The organism is Lentimonas sp. CC4 (assembly GCF_902728235.1).
In the GTDB taxonomy this organism is placed as follows: domain Bacteria; phylum Verrucomicrobiota; class Verrucomicrobiia; order Opitutales; family Coraliomargaritaceae; genus Lentimonas.
The window spans coordinates 295,160-320,806 of sequence record NZ_CACVBO010000001.1 but is presented as its reverse complement, the minus strand read 5'-3'; the positions used below and the strand labels follow the sequence as shown (position 1 = coordinate 320,806).

Below are 25,647 nucleotides of genomic sequence, written 5' to 3'. Positions count from 1 at the left end.
GACCTGAGGGCAGAGACTTGAGACTTGAGAGCTGAGACTTGAAGGGGCTTAGCGGAGTCGGGAGAGGGCTGCTTCGGCTTCTGGACGGAGTGAATGATTCGGTGCGAGTTGGATGAAGCGTTCGTAGAGTATGATCGCGGTAGAATTGTTCCCATCAATTCGCTCATAACCACGAGCGAGTGACAGTGTGATTTCTGGGCTGCGCGGGAAGCGGTCGTAAGCGGTTTGTAGCTCGGCTAGGAAGTCTTCGGGCTTCTTCGTGCGTTGGATGACACGCAAATAGTCGAGTGTATAGTCGATTTCCGCGGGGGCGAGACGGGTCGCTTCGAGCGCAGTGGTTTCGGCGTTCTTGGTCTGCCCGTCGAATCGGTAGGCGCGTGAGAGCATGTTCCAAATGTCGGCGCGATTGTTCGCGCGGCCGAGTGCTTGCCAGTAAAGTTGGATGGCTTGCTTATAGTCATGCTCAAAGGTGGCGGTTTCGGCATCAGCGAGAATGTGGTCGAGACTACGTGGAGGCAGCGTGGCGCTAATTGCGGAGGATGGCTCGGTGGCTGGGGCGTCGGCTTCGATGGTCACGTCGGTTGCGAAGGAGTCGTTGAGATCGGAGGTGCCGATCGAGTAATCAATGGCTGCGCCTTCAGCTTGTTGGTCGTAAGTCACGCCCAGTGCGAACTCTGGCTCTGCGGGCTCAATTGCGATGGCTGGGTTGAAGGCGATCGCTGGTAGCTCTTCGGATTCGACTGCGGGCGTGTCGGCCATGGCCTCGGCGTGCTCGAGGTCTGCGATGATTTGTGCTTTGCCGCCAACGGTTTCCGTGTCTGCGCTGGTTACGTCGGCGTCATCGATGGATTCAACTGGTGTGATGGTGGCGACTTGCTCGGCGGCTTTTGCTTTTGCTTGTGCCTCAGCGGCTGCTTTTGCGGCCGCTTCTTTGGCAGCCAGCTTTTTGGCTAGGTCGGCTTTTAGTTTCGTCTGGGCGGTGCGCCAGCCTTCGAGTTCGCTGCGGTAGGTTGCCCATTCGCTGGCATCGACTGCGCCCGGGAATTGTTTGTCGAGCTGGGCGATCACTGCTTCGGCCTCGGTCCAGTTCTTATTGCGAAGGTTGATGTCGAGTAGGCCGAAGAGTGCGGGAAGTGCGTTGGGATCGTCGCTGTTGGCTGCGATGTTAAACCAGCGTTCGGCTTGTGGCAGGTTGTCGAGTTGCTTAAAGAGTGTTCCGATGGCGACTGCGGTTTCCGGTGTGGGGGTGCTGTTTTCCGGATCGACCCCTTTTAGATAGGCATCGAGGGCTGATTGTGTTTGTTGAGCGTCGGCGCGATATTTGCCCAGACGTAGCCAGAGCTCGTCAGTGATGGCGTCGGGCTCGGTTTGGGCGAGTGCTTCGAGTAGCTCGTGTGCGGCTTGTGTTTGGTTGGCGTTTTCCTGTGCGCGGTAAGTTTGGTAGAGTAGTTCGACGTCGTCCGGCGCTTGATTGTAAGCGGCGCTGAGGTAGAAGGCGGCTTCGGCGGTGTTGCCGAGTGCTTCGTGGATGCTGCCGATCTGACGTAAAATTTCGGTGTCGTTGGGGAACTCGTTTGAAAGGGCGTCGAGTGTGGCGAGTGCGGCGGTGTCGTCTCCAATTGCACGTAGTTCTGCGACTGCGTTGAGGCTGTTGGCTCTTTTTTCTTCAGGGCCGCTGCAACCTGATAAAATCAGGGCTGTCAGAGGAATAAGAATGGAGATTAGGTTTTTGGTGTTTGCTTTTAGCATAAGCAGCAATTTGTTGCGTAGGGTGTGTATTTCTGGAGATAAGACCACAGCGTTGTCGTCACTTTCGTTTCCCTTGTTTGGGTGTCAAGTGGATAGGCGGGCGTTGCGCCTTGATTTGAGGCTATGTCGCTGCATTTGTAGCGTATTGCTCCTGATTGGTGGTTTGCTGATGCCATCGATGGTGCGTGCGCAGGAAGGGTTGGCGCCGCGTGCGCCGTTGGGTTTAGTTTGGGAGGCGCCTCTTGCGGAAGGAAAACTTTATTACACCGAGGTGGCGGCTTTGGTCGAGGCGTATGAAGCACAGGTGGGCGCTCGCTTGGCCCCGGGGGAGCGCGGCAAGGTTGGTATCAAGGTCAATTCGCGCAGTGGCCGTGGGTTGAGCACCCCGTTACAGCTACTTCGAGCGATGATCGAGGTGCTGGAGGCGCGTGGTTTTGAGCGGGAATCAATTGTGATCGTGGATTATTCCGAGCATCAGTTGAGGCAGGCGGGCATTATGCCTTCTTTGAGTTCGGATCTGGCCCATTTCGAGGGGTGCCCAGTGTATGCGTTGGACAGTGAGCGCTATTATGATCCGGATTGGTTTTATGACAGCCCGTTGCCACCAAGTATGAATCAGGAGCCGCAGTTGTTGGGCGGCCTCGGGCGAGGGAGTAGTGCATTGGAAGAGGGCGCGATCGAGCGTAAGAGCTTTTTGGCCGCACCGCTATTATTTGATGTGGATTTTTGGGTGAACTTGGCGGTTGGTGTGGATGATAAGGCTTTGGGCGTGGATGGTGCGCTAGCCAATGCGACCTTGTGGAATGTGAGTAATAGTCAGCGCTTTCTCGGTAATGAGGCGACCGCCTCGGCTGCAGTGGCTGAAATCGCTGCGATCCCCGAGTTACATGAGCGCATGGTGTTGCACTTCGTCTCTTTGGAGCGCTACCAGTATATCGGCGGGCCTCGGTTTAAATCGCGCTACACACGCTCGGAGCCGTTGCTATGGATGAGCTCAGATCCAGTGGCGATTGACCGCATGCTGTATGATCGGATGAATAAGTATCGGCTGCTGGATGGTTTTCCGGAGATATCACCGCTGCCGCGTCAGTTGCCCTTTGCGGCAAGCCTTGGCTTGGGAGTCTATGATAAGTCGCAGATCCGTCTGCAGCATTTGTCGTTTGTGGCGCCTGAAAGTGCGGATGCTGGCTCCGAGGATGCTGGCTCCGAATAAGGCAAGTCGGTTTTAAGTAGGAGGACACCCGCCAGGAGGAGATAGTCTCGATGGCATCATGATTTGTGAAAAGTGCATTCATGCTATTTCGCTATCTTGCTGTAGGGGCTTTGCTTGCGAAGCCCGCGCAAAGGCGACACGCATAGGAAGTTGTAAAACTTTAGCTGCCTTCGCGGGTGCCGCAAGCAGCACCCCTACGCCAGATGCTTCGATTTCACAAATCACAATACTTGATGCGCGTGAGTATCGTCTCGATGGCCTTGTCGGTCGAGCAGCTACATTCGACAAGCTCATGTCAGGCAAGGAACTCGACTACGAGAGTCGTGCTTTTTCCTGAAATCAGCTACTATAAGCAGAATAATTGCCGAAGCTTGAAGAAACGCCTTGAACTAGGGCGAAAAGCCTCATTCTTTGCTTCCTATGCAGATCGCGGACTATTATCCGATTCTTATTCAATTTACCATCGCAGCCAGTATCGGTGCGGTTGTTCTTGTGGCGTCGCACATCTTCGGACAGCGCGGCACTTCGGTTGGACTTAAAGATACTCCGTATGAGTGTGGCATGTTGGCTCAAGGTTCTAGCCACGCGCGTTTCGCCGTGAAGTTCTATGTCACTGCGATGCTGTTCATCCTATTTGATATCGAGGTGATCTTCCTGGTGCCTTGGGTGCTGGTCTTTCGCGAGTTTCTTGCTGCGAACCTGCCGATTCTATTGCCGATTTTCTTCTTCCTCTTTGTTCTAGTCCTTGGACTATTCTACGAGTTGAAGAAGGGCGCGATTGAGTGGGAACAGTAAAATGTCAGGCAGTGCCTGATCTCTTTATTTTTCAAGTCGGTTGATTACATGGAACTTGCGGGTGCTGTGTGCTGTATTTATTTTTCGTGGTATTTTTAAAATCTTTTGACATTCGACGCTGAGGTTTCCCTTATAAGCTATGCGCATTGACCGCTACATCGCTCAAACCCGTGTGATCGATCTCGAGAGCACCGACTTCAAGGGTGCTCTGTCGGAGCTATTAGATGTTTGCGATATCTCAAAAGAAAAAGGCCTGACGAAGAAACGCTTGCTGAGTGACCTGTTAGATCGGGAGAAGCAAATGACGACCTACCTCGGCAGTGGTGTTTGCCTGCCGCACGCACGTGTGCCGATGAAGCGCAATTACATGATCGCAGTGGGGCGTTGCCCGGCGGGTCTGGTCTATGATGGGCAGTCAGAGTATCAAGAGATTCGCTACGTATTTTTGTTACTGGCATCCGAAAAAGCCCGCAATTATCTCTATGGCCTAGCATCGCTGGCGCGTGTCTTTCAGGACAAAACCCACATGGAGCGACTTGCTTCCGCGGAATCGTTACCGGACTTTCGCCGCGAGTTGAAAACGGTCTTCGGGGGCGATGGTGCCAAGCCAAAGCGTAGCCATGATCGATTTAACAACCTAATCCTGAAGGAAGCCGCGAAAATTGCGAAAGGTGCGAATTGCACGTCCGTGCTTGTGTTTGGCGATACCTTTGGTGGCGGTGCCGAGGTGGGTGCAGTGTTTAAGGATTTCAAGACCGTGCTGATCGCGCATGGCACTTCAGACTTAGTGAACGAGCACAACGGCATCGATGAGGTGCTGCCGATTCGTTCGTTTAGTAATCACCGCTTTTCCCAATTGCGCAGTGCGGTATTGATCGGTCTCACGCGTGGGATTTTTGCGAGTAATGAGCGCCTTTGCTGTGTCGGTGGACTGCCGAAAAGCAATCAATTTGATAGTATCACGGTGGTCGATGTGGAGCGTGAATTCGAAACCATGTTGATCCAGAAATCCAATATGCTACCCACTGGTGTGAAGCCAGAAGTGGTCGAGCGTGTCTTGGCAATTGCCACGGAGCTCGCTGTCGAAGGGCGCGAAGGGCACCCTGTCGGTTGTTTGTTCGTGCTTGGAAATGCCGAGAAAATTTCTGAATACACCAAGCCACTCATTTTGAATCCTTTTTACGGATACAAGGATGAGGATCGTAATATTTTGAATCCATTCATGGATGAAACCGTCAAAGAGCTCTCCTCGATTGATGGAGCCTTTATCATTCGTGGCGATGGCGTGTTAATTTCGGCAGGATCACTGATCCATGCGCCCGACTATACACACAACTTGCCGAGCGGACTCGGCAGTCGCCATGCCGCGGCCGCTTCGATCACACAGGTAGAAGATTGCCTCTGCGTTGTGGTTTCCGGGAGCACAGGGCAGGTCACACTCTTCCGGCGCGGCGAGATGCTGCCTCTGATCGAAAAAGCACTGGTGCGGAATAGTTAACGTTGATCGTTGCTGCTTGATCGTTGATGGTTGCCACCGAGTTTCCTGAGATGTCTTGTCTGAGAAACTATTTTTCAGTGCTTTAACGAACAACTTTCAACAAACAACACGTTCCCATGTCCCGTATCCAACAAGCCTTTGCTACTGCCCGTGCCGAAAATCGCGCCGCCTTTGTCGGCTACCTTTGCGCCGGTGATCCCGATCTTGAAACGTCTGTGAAGGCCTGCCGCGCAGTGATTGATGCGGGCGTCGATGTGTTGGAGCTCGGCGTGCCGTTTTCCGACCCGCTCGCAGATGGCCTGACGAATCAATTGGCAGCGCAACGTGCGCTGGAGAGTGGTAGCACCAGTGCGCGCGTGCTGGAGCTCGTCAAAGCCGTGCGCGAATTCAGCGAAGTGCCGATCGTCTTTTATACCTATTACAACCTCGTGTTCGCAAAGGGGAGTGAGGCCTATGCCGCCGAAGCCAAAGCGGCGGGAGCGGATGGAATTTTGACTTTGGATCTGCCGCCCGAAGAAGCTGCCGATCACCTCGCTGCGTGTGAGAAGCACGGACTTGGCACAGTCTTTATCGTCGCACCAACCACACCAGACTCACGCCTGGAGATTATCTGCAAAGCGACGACTGGCTTTGTTTATTATGTCTCACGCGAAGGTGTGACCGGTGAGCAGGCGTCGATGTCTGAAGGTATTAAGGCCCGCGTTGACGTGATCAAACAATACACCGATCTACCCGTTGTGGTAGGCTTTGGTATTTCAAATGCCGATCACGTCAGCACCGTCGCTCAAGCCGCAGACGGCGTCGTCGTCGGCAGCGCGATTGTGAATTGCATCGCCGAAAATCTAGGCGACGCGGCAGCTATTGAAAATGCGCTTACCGCAAAGATGAACACTTTGCTTGAAGGCAATGCCTTGGGTAAGTTGGCGTAGGCTGATTTGGCTAGCGGAGGGAGTTCTACTGCCGCGCATCAAGAATTGTGATGCTTGATGGTTCAGAAGTCTTCGTAGGGGTGCTGCTTGCGGCACCCGCGAGCGTAGGAGACACCACATAACTTCGTGTGCTTACGGCCTTTGCGCGGGTCTTCGCCATTTGACAAGCTCATGGTCACGAGACGAGCAAAGCCCCTACGACAAAATAGGGAAACAGCTTGGACGCACTTTTCATGACAGGAGCAGCAACGCACTGTATGAACACATCGTGGCGTCAGGGAATTATGATAGCGCAAAATGCGCTATTACCCTAAATAGAATGATAGCGCATTAGGAAATGGAATTATCCTATCTTTAATCCGTTTGACTGGGGGCGCCTCGGAATCATAGCGTAAAATGCTCTAATAACTTGTTGGACAAAGAAACAATGCAAACACAACACCAAGCCTGGCACTCTAACCTGAAGAGCAAAGTCAACGAGATTCAGAAACTAGGCGTTTCATTTATCACGTCGAAAGAGAATCGCCTAGGCAGCGAGTCACAGAAGCAACAATTCGAATCACTACAGGAGAAAATCGAATTGAAATTCGAAGGACTTTCTTCGATGTATGGGCCGAATATGCAGCCACCGAACCTAGTGGAGGCACGCCATAAATTTAAGCACTTCAAAGGTAATCTCATCGATCCCGTTCGTCTTTCGGGTTACTTTAAAGCACTAGAAGCCTTACCCCAGATTCTAGTCGAAGCAGAGAAAGAAATCTCATTCGATGAGATCTTCGAAAAGTATAAGGAAGATAAGCGCTTGAATGAGTTAGTTCAGGAACTGATCGAACTACTAGAGCAGATTCTGAATGAAGGTGACGACTATCTTACACCTAGCACCCATCGGGATCTACAGAAGATAATCCACGGCCTAAAACAGAGAAAAAAATCCTCAATCAACGAAATCAATGTTTGGGTAGATTGGAGCATTAGGCTTTGTTTGAGTGTCGTCGATGGGGCGACTGGAGTTCCAGTCGCGACACCTATCTACGAAGCAATCAAGATCGGTAAGGAAGCTAAAGTTCGCATGATGACATGCCACGAGGAAGCACAGCTTACTCTCGCGAAGAACAAAGGAATGAAGCGCGCAGAGAAAGTGCTAATTGATACTCCTTCTGACATCTCAGATGAAGAGCTAACCAAGAAGATCGAACCACCAAAATAACAGGTCCAACCCTCGAGGATGGACAATAGATTTCGCTGGCGCTCATCTATCGCTCTCGTCTACGTTAGTCAGGAAAATGAATAAAACTGAACTACTCCAAGAAATACTAAACCGTCAGCTAAATTGGATAGCAGCGGCCGACTCCAGAATCGGCCTCATTTTACCTCTTAGCACTGTCATGCTTTCGGTTTTAGCAGCACTATCACCTGATGCTGACAGCTGGACGATGCTCTCTGCTATAACATCTGCTATATCTGCTATATTACTTTTCGCCTCTATAATTTGTGCAGCAATAGGAAGCTTTCCTCGCACTTCTGGACCAAAGGGATCCGTAGTTTACTTTGGAGGCATCGTTACACGAGATAACAAAGAGTATTCGCAGGCAATAAATGACCTTTCAGATGAAGCACTACAAGAAGACCTCGCAAATCAATGCCATCGGAACGCTCAAATTGCAGGGCATAAATTTTCATGGGTAAAAAGAGGGATGATAGCCCTCTTTGCGTCTATAATCCCTTGGGTCTTTTCGGTCTATTCACTATACGCTAACTAAATGGCTTTGCTTGACGACATCACTTCTGACGTTTCCAACACCATCTCAACTCAGTGGAACCAGAGAAAGGGCAATAAAGTCCCTTCGACAGAAGATATCGCGTTGTCTGGTGGTGCGGTAGAATTAGATGCAACGTATTTATACACAGACTTGGCTAAGTCATCTCAAATTGCGAAGACCTTTGATCGAAGGATTGCAGCGAAAATATTCAAATCTTTCCATACTACATGTTGCCGTATAATCAGAGCTCATAATGGAACAGTCCTGAGTTTTGACGGTGACCGAATCATGGCAGTGTTTCATGGTAACTCGAAGAATACAAATGCTGCTAAAGCAGCATTAAAAATCAACTACGTCGTCACGTATATCATACGTCCAAAATTCGAGGCTAAATATGATAGTGTCAAAAATGCTGATTTCAGAATATCACATGGAACAGGTATAGACACAGGAACGGTTCTGATTGTTCGAGCAGGTGCTAGAGGAACGAATGATTTAGTGTCAATAGGTCGAGGTCCTAACTTAGCAGCAAAGCTGAGCGACATTCGTGAATCAGGAGAATACCGGACATACATTACCGCTTCTGTTTATAATATGCTTCACGAAAGTGCGAGACTTGGGGGCGATCCGAAGCAAGATATGTGGGAAAATAGATCTTGGACATTTTTGGCTGAAAAAGTTTCTATATATCGATCAACCTTTTGGTGGAAGCCATGAAAGACGACGAACCAGGCAGTAGTGGCCAACTCCGTTCGTGCCTCAATACGTGCTACACGTTGACGATATACAGAAGAAAGAACCCAGATTTTTTAACCGCTTATTATCGCTAATTTACGCTTATCCAGCACGACGTGTCACAGAATTTAAGTCTTAAAAAATAAGCGTCCATAAGTGGAAATAAGCGGTTTGTTCTTCTCTTGCCCAGCGGGCACCCAGTTCATCACCCCTTCGGGGCGGTTCGCCATCTACGCGCTTTCGCGCTCCGTCCAGCTCTGCTGGCCTCTGGGAATAATTGAATTGAACGAATCCTCATTCTTCCATCCTCTGGCGTTAAACAAAAATATGAACGACATTGAAATTGTTTTAGCTGATTTATCATCACCAGAGCATTCTAAGGATATCGTGCTGCTGCTAAGCGAGTATGCGAAGGATGAAATGGGCGGCGGGTCTGAACTCACTGAGTTCACGAAGACCCATTTAATTGAGGCACTCCGAAAGCGTCCCAATTGTTATGTCGTGTTGGCCTATTCGAATAGAAGGCCTGCTGGTCTAGCTATTAATTTTGAAAGTTTTTCGACCTTTGCATGCCGCCCAATACTCAATGTTCACGACTTTTTTGTAGCACCGGAGTTTAGGGGGATAGGACTGGCAAAAGCCTTGCTAGCCAAGGTTGAAGAACTCGCCAGAAAGCTTGAATGTTGCAAGCTGACTCTAGAAGTGCTGGAAGGGAACAAACGTGCGAAAAGCGTCTATCAAAAATTCGGGTTTGATGGCTACGAACTAGATCCAAGGATGGGGCGAGCGATGTTTTACGAGAAAAAGCTAAGCTGAATCTAACATGCCAGTCGTGGCAGCGATCAACACCGCAGTTCACTGTGACGTCATAATATGAGCTCTAAGATCACAGCATTCATCCTCCTTACCTATTGCACGGTGTTCACCGCTTGTCGGAACCTGGATGTTGAACCGAATGCCATCATTCTAGACTACAAGTCCATTCATACGATCACGGCCGTTGATGGAGAAGCACCTGAAAGGATGACGCATCACCTCCATACGGTGATTCCCAATGTCATCGTCAGTCCCGGGACTCATGAGTTTAGCATACTTTACTCGAAGCAAACGACTCCCGGACTGCTCGACTTGAACGCCAAAGAAATAAAAATCGAAGCGACTGTCACGGCAGGCTATTACGTCATTGAAGATCTCAACGGGAGTGTTGTGCTGAAGCCAACAAACATACCTTAACTTGACCATCGGGCATTTTGTTTATTTCTGTCTGGCAACCTTACCAGCCAAACGATTCGGCATTACGCGTAAGACACACACCCACCGACAATGGACAACTCGACCCTTAACGTAAACTTTGACGACCTGCTCGACCGTCTTGCGCAAGCAATCGAGCAGTCTGATGCCACTGCAGTGGTGGAGACGCTGAAGCAAGCCGAAGTCGACGATACCGCCAAGCTTGTTGACCGACTGGATGCTGATCTGCGTAAAGCACTCTTCAACCTGCTCAGCCCCGAGCAAGCAGCCGACGTGCTCGAAAATGTCTATTACTTCCAAGGTGCTGACATCATTGAAGAAATGGAGCCCGATGCGGCCGCGCAAATCATCACTAATCTTGATAGTGACGACCGCGCCGATCTGCTCAACGAACTTGATGATGACGATTCAGAGGCGATTTTGGATGAGCTGGAGCATGGCGTTGCTGCCGAAACGCGGCAATTCATGGCTTATGAAGATGGCACCGCGGGCGCGCTCATGTATAGCGAGTTCGTGTCCTTCAAGGCCAGCATGACGGTTGCGTCAATTCTTCAGGATATTCAGTCCAAGCGGGAGAAATACATCGAGTATGGTGTGCAATATGCCTACGTGCTCGGCGTGGGCGATGCGCTGCTCGGCGTTCTGCCGGTTCGTAATCTCTTATTTGCCAAGCCCGACCAAACGGCCGGCGACATCATGATTCCCAAGCCGATCACGGTCGATGTGAACACACCCGTGCCGGAGTTGGAGCGTTTATTCGAGCAATACAACTTCCTCGGGCTTCCTGTCGTCGATGGCCAGAATCACCTGCTCGGCATCGTCGACCGGGATGCATCCACCGAATCACTGCAAGAAACCGCGACAGAGGACCTGCTCAAACTGCAAGGTCTGATGGGCAAGGAGGAGCTGCGCTCCATGCCTTTAGGCGTCCGAAGCCGGCGACGTCTCTCCTGGTTGAGTATCAATATTGTGCTCAATCTCATTTCCGCCAGTGTGATCGCTTATTATCAGGATACACTCGAAGCCGTCATCGCGCTTGCTGTCTTCATCCCGATCATTTCCGACATGTCGGGCTGCTCTGGCAATCAAGCAGTCGCTGTGTCCATGCGCGAACTCTCGCTCGACCTCATCAGCCCGAAGGAGTTCGGCCGTGTTTTCATCAAAGAGTCGAGCCTCGGGCTCATCAACGGTGCGAGCCTCGGACTGTTGATTGGTTTTTTGGCGTGGTTGTGGAAGGGCAATCTCGTTCTCAGCTTCGTGATCGCTGCTGCACTCGCGCTCAATACGATCATCGCCGTCTGCGTCGGCGGACTCGTTCCGCTATTGCTCAAAGCCATGAAACAAGACCCTGCACTCGCCTCTGGTCCTATTTTGACGACGATCACAGACATGTGTGGCTTTCTCCTCATTCTAGGATTAGCCACGCTTTGCCTGCCTTATTTAATTTAAAGGAAGCGTCACATGCTCGTTGATTCGTAGCGGACTGGCGTCTTGTCATGGCGTAGCTTTAGCGAAGACTGAAGCCATTTCGATCACATGAACCTCCGTCACTGCATAGATCGGAACCGCTTCAGGCTTTGCTGAGCTACGGAACACTGTGTGCTTGTGGCCTTTGTGCGGTCTTCGCGAGCAAAGCCCCTACGGTTTCTTAAATCAATGCATCGAATGCAGTCGTGGCGTTTGCGTAGATAGTGCCATCGGCTTGTGGTTCGATGGTGCTGTCCGCTTCGGGTTGGCAGAAAGTGTTTTCCAGCTCCGAAATGCTTTTACCAAGACTGTTGGAGGCGGCGCGCATGGCGGCTCCTAGGGCGACAGAGCCGCTTACGGCGAGGCGTTGCACCTTGGCATCGAAGATGTCGGCGATGACTTGAGCGATCGCGTTGTTCTTCGATGCGCCGCCGGTGAGGTAGATCACTTCGGGCTGTAGTTGCATCCAATCGGTGCGCAGCTTCATGTTGAGGAATTGACCTTCGACGCAGGCGCGGATCGCGGCGTCGGCATCTACCCAATTTTCAAATGAAGAGCTGCCTTTGAGGATCGGTGCTTCAAGCTCGATGCGTGGACTGATTTCCGGGCGAAAGAAGGGCACCATGAGATTGCCGTCGTTGCCGAGCGGTGTATTGGCAAAGGCTTGCGAGAATTGATCCCAATCGTAGTTGAATTTATCCTTCACGGCTTCACGAGCAAGGGAGCCATTGATGAAGCATTGCAGTGACATCGAACCGGCACTTGGGTTGCCGAAGACGTGACCACTGCCTGTGGGGTCGGCGACGACGTTTGGCATCGCTGCAAAGAATGTGTCGGAGGTGCCGAGTGATATCACGACTTTACCAGGTTGGCTGGCGCCCATGCCGACAAGGCTGCTTGGGTTGTCGCCTGTGAAAATCGTGACAGGCACGCCGGTGGCAAAGCCGTATTTCTTCGTAAAGTAGCTGCTGAGTGTGCCAGCGACCGTGTTGCCTTGAGCGACCGGAGGTAGCTTTTTGAGCAGTTCAGGCGCGGTGGCTTCGAGCAAGTCGGTATCCCAATCCCAGGCGTCAATGTTGACGAGGTTCATACCTGCGCCATCGCCTGTGTCGATGGGAGCGTCGCCGCCGATTAAGACACTGCAGAGGAATGAGCTAACGAGGTGAATGCGGTCTGTCTGCTCGTAAGCAGCCGCGTCGTTTTTATAAAAGCGTCGGATTTGTGGGCCGGTGAAGCGCTCGATAGCGATGGAGCCTGACTTTGCGCAGACGACGGTATCGCCGCCGACAGCGTTGGCAATTTCGCGGCATTCCTCACCGGTTGAGCCATCCATCCAGATCGGAGAGGTCTTGCGGGCAAGTGTCTTCGCGAGTTGTTGGGACAGTGCTTGGTCGGTGGTGAGCGAGTCGATTTCGTAGAACCACTGGTCGTTTAGGTAGACCGAGCCGTGTTGCTGACCTGCGCCGGAAATGGCGGTGACTTTGGAAAGGTCGCATTGCGCTGCGAGCTCCTTGAGCAGCATTTCGAGGGCATCGAGCCACATGAGTGGATCGGAGTGCACTTCACCATTCTCGCCGTCGGGGATGAATCCAGAAGGGGCGTTATACTGCGGGAGTTGTGCGCCGAAATTGACAGATGCTTCTGCGACGACGGTGCCGAGGGCCACATCGATGATGAGTGCGGAGCAACTTTGCGTGGAGGAATCGAGGCCGAGTGCGTAGGACATGGTGGAGCCGTGCTGCGCACGGAGTGAGAAGTGAGAAGTGAGAAGTGAAGAGTGAAAGTAAAATCGTAGCGTGAAGCTTCAGCGAGCGTCCCGAGCCTAAGCTTTGGACACGTTCGTTCGCTAAAGCTTCGCGCTACGAAGTGGGGAGTCTTAGATGAATTCGTTGAGCAGATTTTCCATGCGCTCTTGGCGACCGCTGCCTACGATAGGCTCTGGGTTGTCGAGTGCGTATTTCTCAAGGTCTTCGAAGCTGACTTCGCCGGCTTCGATTTTCGCGCCGATGTCTTTGTCGAAAGTGCTGTAGCGTGTTTGCACAAACTCAGCCATGCGGCCGTCCTTACGGATTGCTGAAGCGACCTTGAGGCCACGTGCAAAGGCATCCATGCCGCCGATGTGGGCGTGCATGAGGTCGATTGGCTCGTGGGACTCGCGACGACGTTTTGCGTCGAAGTTGAGACCACCTGTGGTGAAGCCGCCCATTTCCAATACGCACAGCATGACCTGCGTGGTCAGATACACGTCTGTTGGGAATTGGTCGGTGTCCCAGCCAATGAGCTCGTCGCCACGGTTGGCGTCGATACTGCCGAGCATGCCGGCATTCATGCAGACCGTGAGCTCGTGCTCCATCGTGTGACCCGCGAGTGTCGCGTGGTTGGTCTCGATGTTGAGCTTGAAGTGATCCATGAGGCCGTATTCGCGGAGGAAGTTCAGGCAGGCAGCGGAGTCGGAGTCATACTGGTGCGTCGATGGCTCGCGTGGCTTTGGCTCGATGTAGAATGGGCCGTCGAAGCCGATCTTCTTCGCGTGGTCGACTGCCATGTGCAAGAACGCGCCGAGGTGATCGAGTTCGCGCTTCATGTTGGTGTTGAGTAGTGTTGAGTAGCCTTCGCGTCCGCCCCAGAATGTGTAGCCGAGGCCGTCGAGTTCCTTGGTGCACTCCAGCGCTTTCTTAACTTGTGCGGCAGCATACGCATAGACCTGTGCGTTTGGCGAAGTCGCGCCGCCTTGCGAGTAGCGAGGGTGCGAGAATAGGCAAGCAGTGCCCCAGAGTAGCTGAACTCCGGTTTCTTTTTGCTTTTGCTTGAGCTTTGCGACGACTGCGTCGAGCGCTGCGTTGGAGGCTGCAAGATCGTTGAGCTCAGGTGCGATGTCGCGGTCGTGCCAGCAGTAATAATCGATGCCGATTTTATCGAGGAATTCGAAGAAGACATCGACGCGAGCAAGCGCATTTTCAGTGGAGTTGGTGCCGTCGTCCCAAGGCATTTGAGCAGTGCCTCCACCGAACGGATCGGCGAGCTCGTTGCGCATGACGTGCCAGTATGGTGCGGCAAAACGTAGGTGATCTTTCATCGACTTACCGTCGACCAGTTCACTTGGGTTGTAGTGCTTGAATGCTAGTGGATTCTTAGAGCCTGTGCCCTCGAATTGAATTTTGTCGCAGTCGAAATATTGCATAATGAAAAATAGCGTGTCGCTATGGGGTCGTTAATATTGAGAAAAGTCTGAATATACCTGAAAGGTGCTGAATTGAAAACCGCATGTTGCGTATATATTCTGTTGATTTGCGCAAGCGAGGTTGGTTAATTCAGATGCATGGCTAAACAGGTGGCAATTGTGATGACGGAGGTGTTTCTAAGGCGCTTAACGCCCTCATTGGTGCCGTTTGTTCGGCGTCAGCATGACTTTCGTATTCTGAGTATTCACCGTCCGATTGAAGAGCTGCGTGCGTTGTTGAGTGAGCTGAACCCGAGTGGATTGATCACCGAGTGGCTGCCGAACGTGACCGAGGCGCTGTTGGAGCTGGGGCTACCCACGGTGATTGCAGATACCGATATACAGTATCCGGGGGTGACGAGCATCGATGTGGATGATTGGCAGGTCGGGGCGGAGGCGGCGCGGGCTTTTGCGCAAGCGGGGTATCGGAACTTTGCGTGTTTGGGCAATTCGACGCCTTACTCAGAGCAGCGGATCGAGGGGTTTCAGCGTGAGCTCGGCGAACACGTTCACGTGTCGACGCACTTAGAAGATGCCTTTGATGAGGCGCGTTATAGTGAGGATTTTGCTCAGCCTAAGGAGGGGCTGCGTGAGTGGTTGGAGGGGTTGCCAAAGCCGATCGGGATTTTTGCGGTGCATGATCCGTTGGGGCGCTTCTTGTGTGGTGCGTGCCGACAGTTGGGCTTTCGCGTGCCGGAAGAGGTGGCTGTGATTGGTGCGAATAATGATGAGTTGGTCTGCGCTTTGAGCTATCCGATGCTTTCGAGTGTATCGATTCCATGGGATACGATTGGTGAAACTGTGGGGGATGCCATGCGTGGCTTACTTGCCGGTGAGTCAGCTGTGACAGAGCCGATTCGTGTGCCAGCAGGCGGCGTGGTGCTGAGGCATTCTGCTAATCACCTCGCGGTGGAAGATCCGGTGTTGCGGCGGGTGATGTCGTATCTATCCGAGCGTATTCAGGATCCCATTACGGTGGAGATCCTTTGTGATGACTTGCGCATTGCACGTCGCGGATTGGAGCGGAAGTTTCGCGAATATTACCACTGCACGCCGTGGGAAATGCTCTGTCAGCTTCGAGTGACGCGTGCGAAGCAGCTGTTGTCGGAGACGAACCATCCGGTTTCAACGATCTCTGAACTTTGTGGGTTTAATGATCCCGAGCGTATGGCTGTGGTCTTTAAACGAGTTGAGGGCATGTCACCGTCGGCGTTTCGAAAGGGTGGTAGTTAAGCCTGTTATACTACACGCGCATCATGATTTGTGAAAAGTGCATTCAAGCGATTTCTCTGCCTGAGGGAGGGGCTTTGCTTTGCGAAGACCGCGCAAGAGCCTTAAGCTCATGAAGCTTCGCAACGTTTCGTGCCTTCGCGGTTCGCGCAAGCACGACCCCTACGATGATTTCTGAACCATCAAGAATCACAATTCTTGATGCGCGGCAGTATATCAATTCGACTGGCCTTCTGGGCTCTGCTGTAGTTGACTGTGTCAATGCATTCTATCGTTCGTGATTTTCGGGTGGATCAAGCTATGCGCTACAGCGTGTTTGTGCCGCGCTTGTATAACCTGTGCCGATCCTTTGGTTTTCGAGCGGGACAAATGATGCCTTCGCGCGCGTTTTGCTCCGATGAGAGTCAGGGCTTTCCGATTATTTTGATTACAAAGCATTTCGGTGCGTTCCCATTTAACCACGGTCGGGCAGGCGGTATTGTCGCAACTGGGCGACATGAGCCGCATGCGCACCACGGCGAGGATATGGTGATTATTCAGGCCAGTCATGTCGGGTATGATCCTGAGACTGAAAGTTTCGGTCACTATTGTCGTCTGCAGACCACGGATCAGACGATGAGCACGACCTGTGGCAAAGTGGGAATGGTGTTGAGTTGGTATTTAGAGGAATATGCATTCGCACAAAAAAATGTCTTCCTAGGGCGCGAGGGGGAGGACTACACGATCACGATTGACAATCAGCTACTAGATGATGGCCGTGAGGAAGGGCTGATCCTGGATCTTCGTAAATTGCTGAAGATGGTGGATGGAGAGCCTGTGCTACTGCGGACGCAGAGCACCTCTCGTGTTTTCATCGCAGCTGAGGCACTACGGACGCTTTTGTCGGATGTCCTTTGGCCGGCGGAGGGCGAGCGTGTTGCGATTGGGCGGGATCTGCTGTCGGAGTTGTTTTCGTTTCGTCGCGCAATTCATGCAGGCAACGAAGATGTGGATGTGCTTGAGAATAATTTGATCCATTCGATGCCGTGGATTGTGCGGGCGAAGTCGCCGATACTAATGGCTGCTCAGGTGAACTCGCAGGCAGAGTTTGACCGCACGTATCGGAGCATCATCAAGGAGAAGGCGTATATCGGAAAGCGTCTGCTGTTTATCTCGTGTCTGAATATTGATATCTCGCCGAAGCCGGGGCAGTTGTTTCCGCTGACGAAGTGTGTGCCGTGGGCAGCGTATATCCAACAGAGCGACGGGGATTCTAAGATCTTCGAGCAGGCGGCATTGATGCAGTTACTCAATGAGCAGAGTCGTGAGAACCCCGATCAAATTGATTTAGAAGAGGCGATCCAACAGATGATTGATGCTCCCGGAATTGCAGTCGCATGTTCTTAGGTTCTGCACAGATCGTAACCGCTTCACAGTTTTTTCATAACTTTGCATGGGAACGTTTGCTGGATTCTCTATGCCGTTGCATATTAAACTTGATACAAGCATTAATCAGAAGACAAGAGTGTCATTTTTATGCACGATTTCTCGCCCCAACGGGGCAAACTATATCAGCCCAGGGCAACGCCCTGGGAATTCAAACCAAAAAACATCGAGCCCTGAAAGGGCGTTCTATTGGATAGGCTAGGCACTTACTGAATTAGGTCACCCTTTCAGGGCTCGTGAGGTAGTTGATTCAAATCCTAGGGCGTTGCCCTAGGCTGATATAGAACGCACCTGTGGTGCTGCCATTAATATGCAATGGCATTGTGCTGAAGCGGCACGCTACCTACCTAATTATAGATTAGCTCCAAGTCGGGGCGGGCTTTCTTTAATTGGTTGATTCCCTTTGGGGTGACTTTGGTCTGGCTGACGAACACTTTTTTGAGGCTTGGGAATTCTTGCAATGTCGCCAGTGCTGTATCGTTGATCTGTGTGTTGTAGAGATTCAGGTAGCTGAGCTCTGGGAGTTGGCTGAGCTGTTTGAGTTGCGCGTCAGTCACTCCGGTGCCGTCGAGGTGGAGGCGTTGTAGCTTGGTGAATTGTGCGAGTTGATCAAAGAAGTCTGTGGGGAGTGTGAGCTGGCTGCAGTCGAGCCATGTGAGTTTGTCGCTGACTTGTGTGAGTTGCTGGAGTGCTTGGTCGAGTTGGCCAGGTTCGACCACGCCTAGGTCGACGCGGACACTGTCGTCGCCCCATGCATTGTATTCGGCTTTCACTCCGGTGCTGTTGATTTGCTCGATCCACTCGTCGGTATTGGTGTCGCCGATTTTAATATATTCGCCGGGAGCGCTGTTGAGCTCTGCTTCGTCAGGCCAGTAGGCGCCTTGCTCGATCCATTGGCGCACGGTTTCGATGTCTTTGGGGGAGACGGGATCTTTTTTCTCTGGTGGCATGACGTCGTCGTCATCGCGAGGGAGCAGCATGCGATACATCAACTCGCTGTCTTCGACGTTGCCTGGAGTGATTGCGGCGAATCCGCTTTTACCTGCGAGGTTGATCGAATGTTTACTGTCTAAGCGGTAGTCACCTTTTTGTTTGGTCGCGCCGTGGCAATTGTAGCAATGGCGCTTGAAAATGGCTTGGGTGTCTTCGAAGAGTGCGATGCGTGGATCAGCTTTAGTGGACGTTGGCATCGGGGCTACAGCTGTCATGGAGTCCATCATTTCGCCGGACATCGAATTCATCATTTCACCTGACATTGCGTCCATCATTGGCTCCATGCTTTCCATTTCTTTGTCTACGGTGGGTTCGGGCGTCGGAGCCGGTTTCGGCGTGGTTGCTAGGTCAGGGCTTACTGACATTTCAGGCTCTGCTGCAGGCGTGACGGTGACTGGTGCTTCGGTGGCTGGAGCGGGAGCGACGGTTCGGACTCTTTCGGGTTTAAATGGTTTAGTGAGAAAGCCTTTGCCGTGGACGAGTTCGCCGCCGAGATGCCCTGCGACGGTCATTGCGACCGTGGTGGCGACTAGTGAGAGCATGTAGCAAAGCTTGGTGCCGCGTTTGCCTGCGAGGCGGTGAATCCAGTAGAGGCAATAGGAGAGGAGAACGCCGCCGCCAAAAATGTAGCCCCAGAGTTCGTGGGATTCGATTTCTTCTCCATATTTTCCAAGCGTTTCGTAGCTGAGTCCAAGTGCAATGGTGAGTCCCGTGCTAAGTAGTAGGAATAGATGGAGTAAGCCAATTGCCGGATTCTTATGTTTCTCGCCATTGTTGCTGAGCATGATTTCGAGAAACCATATGGCGGTGAGCGCTCCGATTGGTAGGTGGAGCGCCACCATGTGAAAGGGGCCAAAGGGCATTAAGAAGTCAGGCATTAAGAAGAGAGAAAGTGAGACAGGCATTCTTGCCTGTTGCGTAGGATCGGTGCGGACTCTGATGGGACAGACAGGAATGTCTGTATCACTTTTAGATTTAGAACAATGCGGTGACGGGGCGACCTTTATCTGCGACGCGGAAGGGGCGGCCGCTTGGGGAGTGCACGACTTTGTCAATCGGTAGGCCGAGGGCGTAGGCGATGGTGGCGTTGAAATCGGGCACGGTGACGCCGTTCTCGGCAATCGAGTGGCCGCTGGCATCGGTGGCGCCGTAAACCTGGCCGCCTTTGATACCGCCACCTGCTAGCACGCAGGTAAATGCGGTTGGGTGGTGGTTGCGCCCAGCATTGGAATTGATCTCAGGTGTGCGCCCAAATTCGGTGCCGATGACGACGAGGGTCTCGTCGAGCAGACCACGATAGTGGAGGTCGTCGAGGAGGGCAGATACGGATTGATCGAGTGGGTTGGTGAGGTCGGCGACGTTGTCGTGATTGTCGTTGTGGGTATCCCAACCGCCGAGGGTGAGCTCGACAAAGCGCACGCCGTGCTCGACGAGTCGGCGGGCGAGTAGGCAACTTTTGCCAAAGCGGGAACTACCGTAGATGTCGCGAGTGAGCTTTGGCTCTTGGCTCAGGTCAAATGCGGCGAGGTCTTTGCTGTTCATCAGCTTGATGGCTTCGTCATAGACGTCGCCATATGCTCGCACTTGTTTGGAGGGATATTTTTTATGGAAGGAGAGATCCATCATCTGAGCGAGCGCCATGCGCTCGCGCAGTTCGGCTTCGTCTACGCTTTTATGGGGCTCGACGTAAGGCAGGCCGTCATCAGGGCTGCCGAGGTGGAGTGGTTCGTATTTGGAATCGAGGAAGCCTGCGCCGCCGGGGGCGTTGTTACTGCCGCCGATCCGGACGTTACCGGGGAGGGTGGAGTTGGTCTTACCTGACATGCTGTTGAGCCATGCGCCGAGGCCGGGGTGTTTGATGGTGCCTCGCTGCGTGTAGCTGGTGTGCATGAAGTAGGTGCCTGGCTCGTGGGCACCTTGGTTGGAATACATGGAGCGGATGATGGCAAGCTTGTCGGCGCGCTTGGCGAGACTTGGTAAATATTCGGAAATCTGGATGCCGGCGACGTTGGTATCAATCGTCTGGACGGGACCTTGGTCTTTCCAATTCGGCTTGGGATCGAAAGTATCGATATGGCTCATGCCACCACTTAGATAAATGTAGATGACGTTGCGCGCAGTCGGTTTCTTGATCGTCTGCGAAGCCCAGAGCGGGGTGGTGCCAACCGATAAGCCGACGCCGAGGAGCGCTTTGGCTGAGTATTGCATGAACTTGCGGCGTGAAAGTTCGTCCAGTTTGTTTAGTTCGTCATACATAGCAGAGGAGAATTAGGAATTAGGAATTAGGAATTAGGATGCTGGGACAGGAGACGTTGATGAGGGCGGGTTCTTAATCGTAATCTTACTCTTAATCCTAATCCGTTTTTTCGTGAGGAGAGTATGAGTCGGACACTGTGCTGGCTGTGTTACTGGATGAAGAGGAATTGTTGGGTGTTGAGCATGGCCCAAATGATGCGTTGGCGTGCTTTTTCGGGGTCTTCGGTAAAGTAGGGCAGGAGCGCCTCGATTTCGTCGGCGGTCGGTTTACGAGCTAGGAATCCGATGTAGAGGGTTTCGAGTTTGGCTTCGGGGCTCTCGGCTAGGCGTGCTTCCATTACGGGGGCGGAGCGTTGCGCCATGAGCCAGTTGGTCTGGTTGGAGTTCATTAAGAAGAGCGCCTGTAGCACGTTGCCGCCGTCGTCGCTATTTTCGATGAGCATGCGATCAGATTGGCCGAAGACTTCGAGCAGATGGCCGTTTTGCTGTGGGGATTGTAGCTCGGAGGCACGGCGGATGTTTTTGATCCACTTCTCGTCGGCTTTGTTCCGCTTGCCTTTTTTGACGCCCGGGAAGTTTGCGGCCATCATCGTCATGTCCATGGATGGAGGGGAGTCTGATTCGCCGAGGTCGGGGTTGAGCGTCTGGTTCCACTCCTTTCTGCTGTCGTTCAGTGCTTGCTGCATCGCTTTCAGCTCAGGTGTGCCTTTGAGGGCGGGGTCTGCTTTGGCTTTGGAATAGGCTGAACGTGCTTCGGAATAGGCGGTGTAAACGTCGCCCATCTTGATGATGTGGCTGGCTAACTTTTGTGGAGACCATTCGTCGAGATAGACTGCGGCGGCGGGTTTCTGACCAGTTACATATTGGATGCCGCCGTTGTTACCCTTGTAGGACGGAGTGAGCAATTGGTCGATTTCGGGCGTCATTAGGGTGGCGAAGGAGTCCCATATCTGCTCGGAGGTCATGCGTTGGAAGGTCGGGCCTTCGAGGTGGTAATCGTCGGGTAGGTCGGGGTTATCCATCACCGCTTGGCGCTGGAAATACTCGGTGTTGTAGAGCACGCGCAGGTATTGCTTTAGGTCATAGTCGAGCGCGATCATCATGGACTCGAGGTATTCCATGAGTTCTGGGGAGTCGGCCACGGACTCGTCGGTGAGTTCATCAATCGGCTCGATTAGGCCTTTGCCCATGGCGTGTTTCCACATGCGGTTGGCGATGACGAGGGTGAAACGTTCATTGTTTTTGGAGATGAGCCAATCGACGTAGCTTTCCACGCGGTCGGTGGAGTCGTGGAGCTTGGCGTCGGACTGATTGCCGAAGAGGATCTTGGGCTCGACGACGTCTTTAGGAGCGGCATCGTCGTATTGATAGTCATGTGGGAGCTTGAGTGGGCGCTCGGTGTGAATGACGCCCCAGCGTAGCGGATCGAAGAATTCGCGCCCGGCGCTTAGAGGGGAAGCCTTTTGGTAGCCCGGCACTTTGCCTTTGTTTTGTTTCTTCGTTTCTGCGCGAAGCCGATTCATCACTTCTTTGAGCTCCGGATTGTCATTCTGTATGTTGACGCCGGTCTTTAGCCCGTAGGTGTAAGCGGCGAGTTCGTAAAAGTCTTTTTGGCTCCAGACATCGGTGGGGTGGTCGTGGCATTGGGCGCATTGCATTTGTGTGCCGAGAAAGACTTGAGCGGTCATCGACATGTTATCGAGTGGCATGCCGAAGTCGCGCAGGTAGTAGGCGACTGCGGGGTTGTCCCATGGGTAGCCGTTGGCGGTGAGCAGTGTCTTCACGAAATCGTCGTAAGGCACGTTACGGCGAATCTGGTCTTTGAGCCAGGGGATATAATAAACGCCACCGTAGCGGCTCCCTTCGCGGCCGGTGGTTTTGGCGCGCAGAATGTCGGCCCAGAGATTGAAATTGTGGCTGACGTAACCGGGGGAGTCTAAGAGCTTGTCAACGAGTTCGGAGCGCTTGTGTGGGTTGCTGTCGTTGAGGAAGTGGACGGCTTCGGCGTAGCTTGGAATGCGACCAATGATTTTAAGGTAGGCTCTGCGTAGGTAGGTGGCATCGTCGATCACAGGGGCTGGAGTGACGTCTTGAGCCTTCCAGTAGTTTGCGAGTAGTTCGTCGATCTGCTCACTAGCGCCGAAGTGGTCGTGCCGTTTCGTGACGCGAGCGACGTCGGGTTGGTTGCTGCCTAGGTAGTTTGTCGCGCTGAGTCGGCCTGCTTCTTTTTGGGCGAGAATGTAGGCGCGGTCTTTGGGCGAGAAATCCGAGAGCGGAAGCGTGAAGGTCTTTCGATCTGCCGTGCGTCGAAAGGTAACCTGCTCATTGCGCATGGAGACGAGGTCGGCCTCAATGGTTCTGCCTTCTACGTGTGTAAAAATCCGAGCAGATGCGCTTGAGGTAAATTGAGCGACTAAAAGCGCACAAGTTGCGATGTGGAACAGTGTTTTGGGTAGTAAACGAATGGGTGAGTCCTTCCTTCGGGGTGATTCTGGAATGCGGGGTCTAGCAATTGTTAATACTATATATAAGCAAATCGCCAAGTAAGTTGCAAAAAAATGTGTTTTTTTACAGGGGATTGATGGGAATGTGCACCTGTAGGGCGCGTGCTTAGAGACTGTCTCACAAATAGAGCTATAAGGATTATCGACGTCATAATCGTAATACTGGCGCGCATCAAGAATTGTGATTTCTAGCTCAACCTATTGGGGCGGGATGAACTCAGGCTCCGCCTCGTCTTGCGGTGTGCTGGTGCTGTGCTTGAGTGCTTTGGTTCCGGTGCTGGTGCTCGGCGGACGGCGGTGTAGAGCGCGGCAAGCAGCGTAGAACGCAGCAGGCAGCGGAGGCCGTCCCTCCCCGAGTAACCAACACATGCAATAGGATTTCTATTTGTGAGACAGTCTCCGAGCTCAAGCCCTACGGTATTGGCCTAATCTGCCAATGCCAGTGGCAGTAGAATAATACGCTCGAAGGCACGGATTAAATGACGCACGCCTGAGGTCTCGGAGAATCCCATGTCGAGGATCGCATCTTCCTCCTCCTGAGTGAGATGCGGTTCGCGGCGGTTGCCGAATTTGGATTGCCCGAGTGTCAGGATCGATTTGTTGAGGATCTGCTTGGCCAACTCACGGGTGAGTGGGTTGAAGGTGATGATCTCGTCGAACCGAGCGAGGAGTTCGGGCGGGAAATCATGGTGGAGCGAGCCGTGTTGCTTGGTGGGTGCTACGATGGAGTTATGGAACCCGAGTTTCGCTTTACTGCCGCCGTGTAGGTTGGTGGTCGCGATGATCGTGACGTTGGCGAAACTGTAGGAGCTCCCCGACGCATCGGTGAAGCGCCCCGTCTTGAATATTTCTAGGAATACGCGATGTAGGCAGGGGTGTGCTTTCTCGAATTCTTCCAGCAGCAAGACGCCATTGGGACTGCGGGTGGCGGCTTTGGTGAGTAGTGATTCGTCTTCGCTGCCGGCATAGCCAGAGGGCACTCCGATCAGACGAGCGGCGGCGCTTTCTTCGGCAAAGTCGGCCATGGAGATCGTAAACAGACCCGTGGCGTTGCCAGTTAGGTGCACGGCGAGCGCCGCTGCCATGGAGGACTTTCCTACGCCTGAGGGGCCGTTGAACATAAACACGCCATCCGGACGGTTGGAGCGTATATCGAGGCGCTTTTTACTCAGGCAAACACTTTGGACGATCGCATCGATGGCGGCATCTTGACCGATGATGGCGTTGTGTAACGCGGCTGAGAGGCTTTTGAGGCGACTGTTGAGCGTTTCATTCAGAGAAACACCGGTCAGGCGCTGTGCACTTTGGCGAATCCACTCGGCATCGACTGCGTCGCGGTCGGCGTAGCGAGCTGAGGTCATTGCACGATCAAGCAGATCGATCGCTTTGTCGGGGAAATTGCGGTTGATTAGGAACTCGTCGGCGGCATCGATGGTGTGCTGCAAGAGTTCGTCTTCGATGCTCACGCCGTGGTGCTCCGCGAGTTTGCGGCCAATCGCTTTGAGGATCGCGAGCGTGGCGGCCTTGCTGGGCTCGCCGACGTGGATCACTTCAAAACGGCGCTCGATGGCTTCGTCTTTGGTGATGTAGTTCTGATATTCCTTGCGCGTGGTGGCACCGATTAGGCGGATCTTGCCCCGTGCCAGAGCGGGCTTAAAGACGTCGGCAATCTTAGTCGATTGGTTGTCCTGCTGCAGGAGCGTATGAATCTCGTCGAAAAACAAGATGACGTCGGGGTTTGATTCCGCTTCGCGTAGCAGATTCTTGAGGCGTTCCTCCAGTTCGCCGCGATAGGTGGTGCCAGCGAGGAGGTCGGAGACGCGGATTTCAAAAATCCGGGCCTCGCGTAGATCCTCGCTGCACGTGCCGCGGTGTATGCGGTCAGCCAGTGCTTCGACCACTGCGGTCTTGCCTACACCTGCTTCGCCGATGATCAGCGGGTTGGGCTTAAAATATTTGAGCATCGCCGCCTCCAGCGAGGCGATTTCTTTCTCACGCCCGACGATTTCGTAGGGCGAGGGGACGAGGTTCATCTCGGTGCCCAGCTCGCAGAGCAGTGCCAGGTTCTGTAGCGCGGCGATTTCGGCGGTAGAGACTTCTTCGTAGTCTTCGCGTAGGAGCAGTGCGCCGGGGGCGAGGGCGGTATAGTTTACATCGATCTCGGTTTCGGGGATGCAGTTGATGCGCGTCAGGATCGGATCGCCGACGGCGGGCCAGAGCGTCATCATGAGTTCGATCAGCTCGATGCCATCTTCGTTGTCGCAGCTTTCAGCTTCCGCTTGTGCGAGTAGGTTGGCGGCATCTTCTGAGAGCTCCAGCGGGCGCGCTTTAACCTTTACGTTATTCTTGGGGAGTAGGTCGGGGTAGACCTCTGTTAAAAACTCATCGCGCACATCGGCGACTTGCCCCCACTCATTGTCTTCAAAGAAGGTGACATAGGGGTCTTCAGTGCATTTCTCTAGAATTGCAGCAGTGAGGTCGAACAGAGTGAGCTCGACGCCTTTACGGCGGCGCGCGCATTCGGCAGCAGTTTCTAGGAGTTCAAGGGCAAGCGGGGCGTAGGGATCAAAGTTCAGCACGCGAGCAGCTTGGAGATAGGAGACAGCGCTTCAAGCCGAGATT

The 25,647-nt window shown here is 53.0% G+C and carries 20 protein-coding genes; 12 read left to right on the top strand and 8 right to left on the bottom strand.

The window, feature by feature from the left end:
• Window positions 1-48 precede the first annotated feature (48 nt).
• Complete coding sequence (locus GZZ87_RS01420; RefSeq protein ID WP_162028107.1) at window positions 49-1,749, bottom strand: tetratricopeptide repeat protein; 1,701 nt, start codon at window positions 1,747-1,749, stop codon at window positions 49-51.
• Window positions 1,750-1,894: 145 nt separating this feature from the next.
• Between GZZ87_RS01420 and GZZ87_RS01415 the strand changes: the two genes are divergently transcribed.
• From GZZ87_RS01415 to mgtE, 10 genes are all read left to right on the top strand, one after another.
• On the top strand, window positions 1,895-2,962 hold the full coding sequence (locus tag GZZ87_RS01415; RefSeq protein ID WP_162028108.1) for a DUF362 domain-containing protein: 1,068 nt from the start codon (window positions 1,895-1,897) through the stop codon (window positions 2,960-2,962).
• Between the two features lie 420 nt (window positions 2,963-3,382).
• Window positions 3,383-3,757, top strand: coding sequence for an NADH-quinone oxidoreductase subunit A (locus tag GZZ87_RS01410; protein ID WP_162028109.1), 375 nt, complete (start codon window positions 3,383-3,385; stop codon window positions 3,755-3,757).
• 139 nt (window positions 3,758-3,896) lie between these two features.
• Complete coding sequence (locus GZZ87_RS01405; RefSeq protein WP_162028110.1) at window positions 3,897-5,255, top strand: PTS sugar transporter subunit IIA; 1,359 nt, start codon at window positions 3,897-3,899, stop codon at window positions 5,253-5,255.
• Window positions 5,256-5,371: 116 nt separating this feature from the next.
• Window positions 5,372-6,184, top strand: coding sequence for a tryptophan synthase subunit alpha (trpA, locus tag GZZ87_RS01400; protein ID WP_162028111.1), 813 nt, complete (start codon window positions 5,372-5,374; stop codon window positions 6,182-6,184).
• A gap of 427 nt (window positions 6,185-6,611) precedes the next feature.
• Complete coding sequence (locus GZZ87_RS01395; protein ID WP_162028112.1) at window positions 6,612-7,391, top strand: hypothetical protein; 780 nt, start codon at window positions 6,612-6,614, stop codon at window positions 7,389-7,391.
• Between the two features lie 76 nt (window positions 7,392-7,467).
• Window positions 7,468-7,944: a Pycsar system effector family protein gene (locus GZZ87_RS01390; RefSeq protein ID WP_162028113.1), complete on the top strand. Its 477-nt coding sequence runs from the start codon at window positions 7,468-7,470 to the stop codon at window positions 7,942-7,944.
• Window positions 7,945-8,661 (top strand): adenylate/guanylate cyclase domain-containing protein, encoded by a 717-nt coding sequence (locus GZZ87_RS01385; RefSeq protein WP_162028114.1) that lies wholly within the window; start codon window positions 7,945-7,947, stop codon window positions 8,659-8,661.
• A gap of 174 nt (window positions 8,662-8,835) precedes the next feature.
• The gene (locus GZZ87_RS01380) at window positions 8,836-9,495 is read left to right on the top strand and encodes a GNAT family N-acetyltransferase (protein WP_348534029.1); all 660 of its coding nucleotides are present in this window, start codon (window positions 8,836-8,838) and stop codon (window positions 9,493-9,495) included.
• Window positions 9,496-9,552: 57 nt separating this feature from the next.
• Complete coding sequence (locus tag GZZ87_RS01375; RefSeq protein ID WP_162028116.1) at window positions 9,553-9,912, top strand: hypothetical protein; 360 nt, start codon at window positions 9,553-9,555, stop codon at window positions 9,910-9,912.
• Window positions 9,913-10,002: 90 nt separating this feature from the next.
• Window positions 10,003-11,379: a magnesium transporter gene (gene mgtE / locus GZZ87_RS01370; RefSeq protein WP_162028117.1), complete on the top strand. Its 1,377-nt coding sequence runs from the start codon at window positions 10,003-10,005 to the stop codon at window positions 11,377-11,379.
• Window positions 11,380-11,578: 199 nt separating this feature from the next.
• On the opposite strand, the gene GZZ87_RS01365 is transcribed toward mgtE, so the two are convergent.
• Window positions 11,579-13,123 carry an FGGY family carbohydrate kinase gene (locus GZZ87_RS01365; protein ID WP_162028118.1) on the bottom strand — a complete coding sequence of 515 codons (1,545 nt, stop codon included), beginning with the start codon at window positions 13,121-13,123 and terminating at the stop codon, window positions 11,579-11,581.
• Between the two features lie 150 nt (window positions 13,124-13,273).
• Window positions 13,274-14,578: a xylose isomerase gene (gene xylA / locus GZZ87_RS01360; protein WP_162028119.1), complete on the bottom strand. Its 1,305-nt coding sequence runs from the start codon at window positions 14,576-14,578 to the stop codon at window positions 13,274-13,276.
• A 138-nt stretch (window positions 14,579-14,716) separates the two neighbouring features.
• Between xylA and GZZ87_RS01355 the strand changes: the two genes are divergently transcribed.
• Together GZZ87_RS01355 and GZZ87_RS01350 are read left to right on the top strand one after the other, a co-directional pair.
• Window positions 14,717-15,850 carry a substrate-binding domain-containing protein gene (locus GZZ87_RS01355; RefSeq protein WP_162028120.1) on the top strand — a complete coding sequence of 378 codons (1,134 nt, stop codon included), beginning with the start codon at window positions 14,717-14,719 and terminating at the stop codon, window positions 15,848-15,850.
• A gap of 258 nt (window positions 15,851-16,108) precedes the next feature.
• On the top strand, window positions 16,109-17,233 hold the full coding sequence (locus GZZ87_RS01350) for a hypothetical protein (RefSeq protein WP_162028121.1): 1,125 nt from the start codon (window positions 16,109-16,111) through the stop codon (window positions 17,231-17,233).
• Between the two features lie 386 nt (window positions 17,234-17,619).
• Here the strand turns inward: GZZ87_RS01350 and GZZ87_RS01345 are convergent, their stop codons facing one another.
• From GZZ87_RS01345 to GZZ87_RS01325, 5 genes are all read right to left on the bottom strand, one after another.
• A complete protein-coding gene (locus tag GZZ87_RS01345) occupies window positions 17,620-19,143 on the bottom strand; it encodes a c-type cytochrome domain-containing protein (protein ID WP_162028122.1) in 1,524 nt (507 codons plus the stop codon).
• A 97-nt stretch (window positions 19,144-19,240) separates the two neighbouring features.
• The gene (locus tag GZZ87_RS01340; RefSeq protein WP_162028123.1) at window positions 19,241-20,521 is read right to left on the bottom strand and encodes a DUF1501 domain-containing protein; all 1,281 of its coding nucleotides are present in this window, start codon (window positions 20,519-20,521) and stop codon (window positions 19,241-19,243) included.
• Between the two features lie 149 nt (window positions 20,522-20,670).
• Window positions 20,671-22,854, bottom strand: a complete 2,184-nt coding sequence (locus tag GZZ87_RS01335) for a DUF1549 domain-containing protein (RefSeq protein ID WP_162028124.1) — start codon at window positions 22,852-22,854, stop codon at window positions 20,671-20,673.
• 369 nt (window positions 22,855-23,223) lie between these two features.
• The gene (locus GZZ87_RS01330; protein WP_162028125.1) at window positions 23,224-23,394 is read right to left on the bottom strand and encodes a hypothetical protein; all 171 of its coding nucleotides are present in this window, start codon (window positions 23,392-23,394) and stop codon (window positions 23,224-23,226) included.
• A 56-nt stretch (window positions 23,395-23,450) separates the two neighbouring features.
• The gene (locus GZZ87_RS01325) at window positions 23,451-25,604 is read right to left on the bottom strand and encodes an ATP-dependent Clp protease ATP-binding subunit (protein WP_162028126.1); all 2,154 of its coding nucleotides are present in this window, start codon (window positions 25,602-25,604) and stop codon (window positions 23,451-23,453) included.
• Window positions 25,605-25,647 lie beyond the last annotated feature (43 nt).